We start from the raw sequence: 7,052 nt of genomic DNA on the forward strand, positions 1-7,052 counted from the left end.
TTACGCCCCTGATGCTTCCCCTGCCAGATCGCACTTCTTACGCCGTTTCTCCACGTAGTTTCTTCGCAGCCGTCACCATGTTCGCCAGCGCCTGACGTGTTTCCGTCCAGCCACGCGTTTTCAGACCGCAGTCCGGGTTCACCCACAGTCGCGTCTCCGGAATCCGTTTTGCCGCCTTCAGTAACAGCGCCTCTATCCAGTCCACGCTGGGAACGTTAGGCGAGTGAATGTCATAGACGCCGGGGCCGATCTCATTCGGGTAGTCGAAGTGTTCGAACGATTCCAGCAGTTCCATATCAGATCGCGAGGTTTCGATTGTGATCACATCTGCATCCAGCGCCGCGATAGCGTCCATGATGTCGTTGAATTCGCAGTAACACATATGGGTGTGAATCTGGGTTTCATCTTTCGCCACCGCCGCATTCAGCCGGAAAGCGTCGACCGCCCATTTCAGGTATTCGGCCCACTCCGACTGATGCAGTGGCAGGCCTTCACGCAGTGCAGGCTCATCAATCTGAATAATCCCGATCCCCGCCTTCTCCAGATCTTCCACTTCGTCACGCAGCGCCAGCGCGATCTGCTTCGCGAGGGTTTCCCGTGACACATCTTCACGCGGGAATGACCAGCACAGAATCGTTACCGGGCCGGTCAGCATCCCTTTTACCGGCTTATCGGTCAGCGACTGCGCATAACGGGCCCACTCGACGGTAATCGCCTCCGGACGACTGATATCACCAATGATGACCGGCGGTTTCACACAGCGCGAACCGTAGCTCTGCACCCAGCCATTCCGGGTAAAGACAAAGCCCTCCAGGTGCTCGCCGAAGTACTCAACCATGTCGTTACGTTCCGCTTCACCGTGAACCAGCACATCCAGTCCCAGCCGCTCCTGTTCGGTAATTGCCTGTCTGATGTGCTCTGCGATACCGGTGCGGTAATGGTTGCTGTCGAGACGGCCCTGCTTAAAGTCGAGGCGCAGGCCACGAATTTCAGTGGTCTGCGGAAAAGAGCCAATGGTGGTGGTGGGCCAGGCGGGCAGATTAAAACGCTGACGCTGCAGCACGGCCCGCACCGGGTAGGCGCTCTGGCGTTCACTGTGCTGCGGTGTAATGGCCTGTAGCCGCTGTTCCACAGCCGCATTATGCACGCGGCGGGAGTGAGCACGGGCGCGCACCGGTGCGCTCCAGGCGTCCAGCAGCGTGGCATCATTACTTTTCAGTGCCTGACTCAGCAGCGAAAGCTCAGCACATTTCTGCAGGGCAAAGGCGAACCAGCTTTTGACTTCATCATCCAGCCGGTTCTCGACACTCAGGTCGATCGGGCTGTGCAGCAGCGAGCAGGAGGAGCCGATCCACAGCTGTTCACGCTGGGCAATCAGCGGTTGCAGACGGCTAAACCAGCGGCTCAGATCGGCACGCCAGACGTTACGCCCGTTGATCACGCCAAGCGACAGCAGCCAGCTGGCGGGCAGTTGCTGATTGAGGTGCTCAATATTATCGCGACCATGGACCAGATCGACATGCAGCCCCTGCACCGGCAGGGCACGAATCACATCAATGTTCTGGCTAATGCTGTCAAAATAGGTCGTCAGCAGCAGGTTGCTGTGACCCTGCAGTGCGTCATAGGCTGGTTTGTAAGCTTCACGCCACGTCTGCGGCAGTTCCAGGGCCAGGGCAGGTTCATCGATCTGTACCCATTCGATGCCGCGCGTTGCCAGCTCTGCCAGCACCTGCTGGTAAACCGGCAGAATTCTTTCCAGCAGCGACAGCCGTTCAAACGGCTCACCTTTGACTTTACCCAGCCACAGATACGTCACCGGCCCCAGGAGTACGGGCTTGATGTTGTGGCCCAGCGCCAGCGCCTCATCGACCTCGTCCAGCAGTTGGGTCCAGGTCAGTTTAAAGGTCTGGTCCTGAGTCAGTTCCGGCACTATGTAGTGGTAGTTGGTGTTAAACCATTTGGTCATTTCTGCTGCGGCCGCAGGCTCGCCGGTTGGCGCACGACCGCGCCCGAGACGAAACAGCGTGTCGAGATCAACGGTGCCCGCCGGGTTCTGATGACGTGCGGGTACGTTGCCCAGTAGCAGGCTGGTGGTCAGGACGTGATCATACCAGGCAAAATCGCCGACCGGCAGCAGGTCGACGCCCGCCTCTTTCTGCTGCTGCCAGTGTCGGGCGCGCAGCTCACGCCCCGTCGCCAGTAACGCCTGCTGCGAGCTGTCGCCCGCCCAGTAACTCTCCAGTGCTTTTTTCAGTTCACGGCTCAGGCCAATACGGGGAAAGCCGAGGGTATGGTTCAGAATAGTCATGTGTGGATCTCCGGATAATTTTTCACTCTGGCTCAAATGGGCAGCCAAAGATGTTTAGCCGTCCAGATGTTTACACTGCTATACTGTGCGGGTACTGTATGTTGCTCAAGCGCAATATGTTCATTTTCGATGTGAAGGACGCTCATGATCGAACTCAAGCACCTGCGGACGCTTCAGGCTCTGCGCAATACGGGATCGCTGGCGGCGGCGGCGGCCCAGCTTCATCAAACGCAATCGGCGTTGTCTCACCAGTTCAGCGATCTGGAGCAGCGGCTGGGATTCCGCCTGTTCGTGCGTAAAAGTCAGCCCCTGCGCTTTACGCCGCAGGGCGATATTCTGCTGCAGCTGGCAGAGCAGGTGCTGCCGCAGATTCAGCAGGCATTACAGGCCTGTCACGAGCCGCATCAGACCACGCTGCGGGTGGCAATTGAGTGCCATAGCTGCATTCAGTGGCTGACCCCCGCGCTGGATAAGTTTCGTCAGAGCTGGCCGCAGGTGGTGATGGATTTTAAATCGGGTGTGACTTTTGATCCCCAGCCCGCCCTGCAACAGGGTGAACTGGATGTGGTGCTGACCTCCGATATCCTGGCGCGTTCGGGTCTCTTCTACTCCCCGATGTTTGATTATGAAGTGCGGCTGGTACTGGCAACGGATCACCCGCTGGCGCAGGTTGCGCAGATTTCGCCGGAAGATCTGGCCGGTGAGGTATTGATGATCTATCCGGTGCAGCGTCAGCGTCTGGATATCTGGCGGCATTTCCTCCAGCCCGCTGGCGTCAGCCCGGCCCTGAAAAGCGTGGATAACACCCTGCTGATGATTCAGATGGTGTCGGCGCGTATGGGGATTGCCGCGCTGCCGCATTGGGTGGTGGAGAGTTTTGAGAAGCAGGGTCTGGTCGTCACCCGCACACTGGGCGAGGGTCTGTGGAGCCGTCTTTATGCCGCCGTGCGTGAAGGCGAGCAGCGTCAGCCAGTGCTGGAAGCCTTTATCCGCTTTGCCCGCCAGCACGCCTGTGAGCATCTGCCTTTTGTGCGCGACGCCGCGCTGCCCGGTGCGGTATTACAGCGGTAATCTGACGGGCACAAACCTGCGCGTACACGGGCAAAATCCCCTATAATGCGCAGCCTGTCGACTGACCATGAGAAGATCTCACCATGACTAACAATGATATTCTGCGCAGCGTGCGCTACATGCTCAACCTGAGCGATGCCAAAATGGTGGAGATTTTTGCGCTGGCCGAATGTGAGGTGCCGCAGGCAGATATTCAGGCGTGGCTGAAAAAGGATGACGACGCCGCGTTCCGTCCCTGCCCCGATGTGCTGATGGGTTACTTCCTGAATGGCCTGATCTTTTTCCGTCGCGGTAAGAGTGAAGATGCGCCCGCGCCGTCAATTGAGCGCAAAATGACCAACAACATCTTCATGAAAAAACTGAGAATTGCTTTCGATCTGAAAACCACCGACATTCCTGAGGTGCTGAAACGGGTGAACTTTACCGTTTCACAGGCGGAAGTCGGCGCAATTTTCCGCAAGCCCGACCACAAGAACTACCGCGAGTGCGGCGACCAGATTCTGCGCAACTTCCTGAAAGGTCTGGCGATGATTCAGCGCCCTAAGAGTGAGAAGCCAGCTTAATTTTTGATCGCTTCTGACCCCTGCGTGGTCAGAGGTGGCGCATCTGATCGCAAAGAAAGCCTGCATCCATGCAGTACGGCCTCGCCATCCTTGGCTCGGACGCTTTGCTCCTCAGCTGCGCCACCCCTTCCCTCCCGCTTCATCAGGGCTTTGACAAGAGCAGCACCGGGCCAGCCATGCGGCGGACGCTTTACTTCTCAGCCCGCCATTCCCTCCTTCATGCTCGCGCTGAGCCACGCATTTAACAGCGATGAGGCTGTCGCACCTCATGGGCTGGCGCGTCAGAAGAGCGAAGCGTCCGGGCCAGGGATGGCCCGGCCGATCCACAGGGAGGTGAGATTCCTTCGCGGTCGGACGCGCCAGCCCGGGAGGCCGCACCCCGGTTACAGCCCCTGTTTATGACCGGTCACTGCGCCCTACGACCCAGCGCTTATGCACCCACAGCGAGGCGAAAATCACCAGCGCGCCCGCAATAAAGCTCGGCCAGTGCGGTTTCTCCTGCCAGATAGCCAGGTTCACCAGCAGCCCGGCGGGCACGTGCATGTTATTCATAATACCCAGCGTGCCCGCATCAACCTGCGTTGCACCGTAGTTCCACATAAAATAGCCAAGACCAGAAGCCGCAACGCCCAGCCAGACCAGAACGCCCCACTGCAGGGAGGTGGTCGGTAACTTCTGCGGATTACCCCAGGCAGACCAGGCGATCACCGCAATAATGACTGCGCCCAGATAGAACCAGGAGAAGGCCGTGTGCTGCGGCATGGGACGGGTCTCCTGCAGGCGCTTATAGCCCACCATGCCCGCCGCGAAGCAGATATTTGCCAGCTGCACTAACAGCAGACCAAACCAGAAATGATCGCTGACTTTGTCATAACGAATAATGGCCGCGCCAGCTACCGCCAGTAGCGCACTGAAGATATAGCCGATACGAAGCGGACGACGACTGAGCAGATCGTAAATCAGTGTCACATAGAGCGGCGTCATCACCGTAAACAGCAGGAATTCCGACACGCTAAGGTAGAGATAGGCCTGGAAGCTCAGCAGATACATCACACCCAGCTGCAGCACCCCGACCAGCATATACAGCAGTAGCGTTGAAGGGCGATAACCCCGCCAGCGCAGGAAAGGCAAAAACACCAGCGCAGCCAGCGCCAGCCGCATCAGCACAGAGAACCAGCTGTCTACCTGGCCCGCCAGATATTCGCCGATCAGGCTAAATGAAAAGGCCCACAAAATGGTGGTAATAATCAATAAAAACACGGCAACGACCCCGAAATTAACAGGCCGATAGTGTAAACAATGTGCCGCCGTCAGGCTGTAAAATCTGGTTGACATCTGATTACAAAACAGGCAACTAAAATACCCGTCGGATAGCCTGTTACACGCCCTGATATAACTGTCGTCGGAAGGTCTTTAAAACCAGATAAAATGCGCGAAATAGTCCATCAGATGATCGCTTACGCTCTATCTTGTAATAAAAGTGTAACAAATGTGTCATTCATCACAGTAACGTTGCGCAACTAACACTATTCTTTGCGCGAAATGGAACATCCTGCATCCGTTTTGTTCTGCACTTACCTGCCCCACCCTGCTGGGAATGAAAAACCATAATGCGCCCTGGAGGGCCTCACTCATGCTGAGCATTTTTAAACCTGCACCACGGCAGCCGCAGGTGGCGGAAGATCACGTTGATCCGCTCTACCGCCGTCTGCGCTGGCAAATTTTCATCGGGATCTTCTTTGGTTATGCGGCCTACTATCTGGTCAGAAAAAACTTCGCCCTCGCCATGCCCTATCTGGTGGAGCAGGGTTTTTCACGTGGCGACCTCGGTTTCGCCTTATCCGGCATCTCCATTGCCTACGGCTTTTCAAAATTCATCATGGGCTCGGTCTCTGACCGATCAAATCCGCGCGTCTTCTTACCGGCAGGCCTGATTCTGGCTGCGGCAGTGATGCTGATTATGGGGTTCGTGCCGTGGGCGACCTCCAGCATCATGGTGATGTTCGTTCTGTTGTTTATCTGCGGCTGGTTCCAGGGCATGGGCTGGCCACCCTGCGGGCGCACCATGGTTCACTGGTGGTCGCAGAAGGAGCGCGGCAGGATCGTGTCGGTCTGGAACTGTGCGCATAACGTGGGAGGGGGGATTCCGCCGCTGCTGTTCCTGCTGGGTATGGCGTGGTTTAACGACTGGAAAGCGGCACTCTACATGCCTGCGTTTGCCGCCATTGCCATTGCCATTCTCGCTTTTGCACTGATGCGTGATACGCCACAATCATGTGGCCTGCCGCCCGTTGAAGAGTACAAAAACGACTATCCGCCCGATTACGATGCCAGCCACGAAGAAGAGCTGACGGCAAAACAGATCTTCATGAAATATGTGCTGCCGAACAAGCTGCTGTGGTACATCGCGCTGGCTAACGTCTTTGTCTATCTGCTGCGCTACGGCATTCTCGACTGGTCACCGACCTACCTGCGTGAAGTTAAACACTTCACGCTGGATAAGTCGTCCTGGGCTTACTTCCTCTATGAGTACGCGGGGATCCCGGGAACGCTGCTGTGCGGCTGGATGTCGGACAAAGTGTTCCGCGGTAATCGCGGGGCTACCGGGGTGTTCTTTATGACGCTGGTGACCATCGCGACCGTGATCTACTGGCTCAATCCGGCGGGCAATCCTGGCGTCGATATGGCCTGCATGATCGTGATTGGCTTCCTGATCTACGGTCCGGTAATGCTGATTGGCCTGCACGCGCTGGAACTGGCACCGAAAAAAGCGGCAGGGACAGCGGCGGGCTTCACCGGCCTGTTCGGATACCTGGGTGGATCGGTCGCCGCCAGCGCCATTGTCGGTTACACCGTCGACTACTTCGGCTGGGATGGTGGCTTCATGGTGATGATTGCGGGCTGCGTGCTGGCCGTTATCCTGCTACTCATGACGATGGTAAGCGAACACAAACACAAAAAGACCCTCGCCTGACAGTGACTAGTCCTGGCATAGATTGACACGTTATGTCGTTAAAACGCCTGATGCACTGCATCAGGCGTTTTGTATTTCAGCGACAGATGCGGACGCTGACCGTTGTAGATTTTTACCGACTCCGCCACCATTCTTT

5 protein-coding genes are annotated in these 7,052 nt (G+C 57.0%); 3 read left to right on the forward strand and 2 right to left on the reverse strand.

The annotated features are described in order from the left end of the window. Window positions 1-37 precede the first annotated feature (37 nt). Window positions 38-2,308 (reverse strand): 5-methyltetrahydropteroyltriglutamate--homocysteine S-methyltransferase, encoded by a 2,271-nt coding sequence (gene metE, locus N5J69_RS21410; RefSeq protein WP_279772487.1) that lies wholly within the window; start codon window positions 2,306-2,308, stop codon window positions 38-40. Window positions 2,309-2,452: 144 nt separating this feature from the next. Here metE and metR point away from each other — a divergent pair, with 144 nt between their 5' ends. Both metR and N5J69_RS21420 read left to right on the forward strand, forming a co-directional pair. Beyond that, entirely contained in the window at window positions 2,453-3,379 is a 927-nt protein-coding gene (gene metR / locus N5J69_RS21415) for an HTH-type transcriptional regulator MetR (protein WP_279772488.1), read from the forward strand. An 83-nt stretch (window positions 3,380-3,462) separates the two neighbouring features. Further along, window positions 3,463-3,942: a DUF1456 family protein gene (locus N5J69_RS21420; protein ID WP_279772489.1), complete on the forward strand. Its 480-nt coding sequence runs from the start codon at window positions 3,463-3,465 to the stop codon at window positions 3,940-3,942. 396 nt (window positions 3,943-4,338) lie between these two features. Here the strand turns inward: N5J69_RS21420 and N5J69_RS21425 are convergent, their stop codons facing one another. Next, a complete protein-coding gene (locus N5J69_RS21425) occupies window positions 4,339-5,202 on the reverse strand; it encodes a carboxylate/amino acid/amine transporter (protein ID WP_279772490.1) in 864 nt (287 codons plus the stop codon). Between the two features lie 373 nt (window positions 5,203-5,575). Between N5J69_RS21425 and glpT the strand changes: the two genes are divergently transcribed. Continuing rightward, on the forward strand, window positions 5,576-6,916 hold the full coding sequence (gene glpT / locus N5J69_RS21430) for a glycerol-3-phosphate transporter (RefSeq protein WP_279772491.1): 1,341 nt from the start codon (window positions 5,576-5,578) through the stop codon (window positions 6,914-6,916). Window positions 6,917-7,052: the final 136 nt, after the last annotated feature.

The organism is Pantoea sp. GD03673, assembly GCF_029844725.1.
GTDB lineage: Bacteria > Pseudomonadota > Gammaproteobacteria > Enterobacterales > Enterobacteriaceae > Pantoea.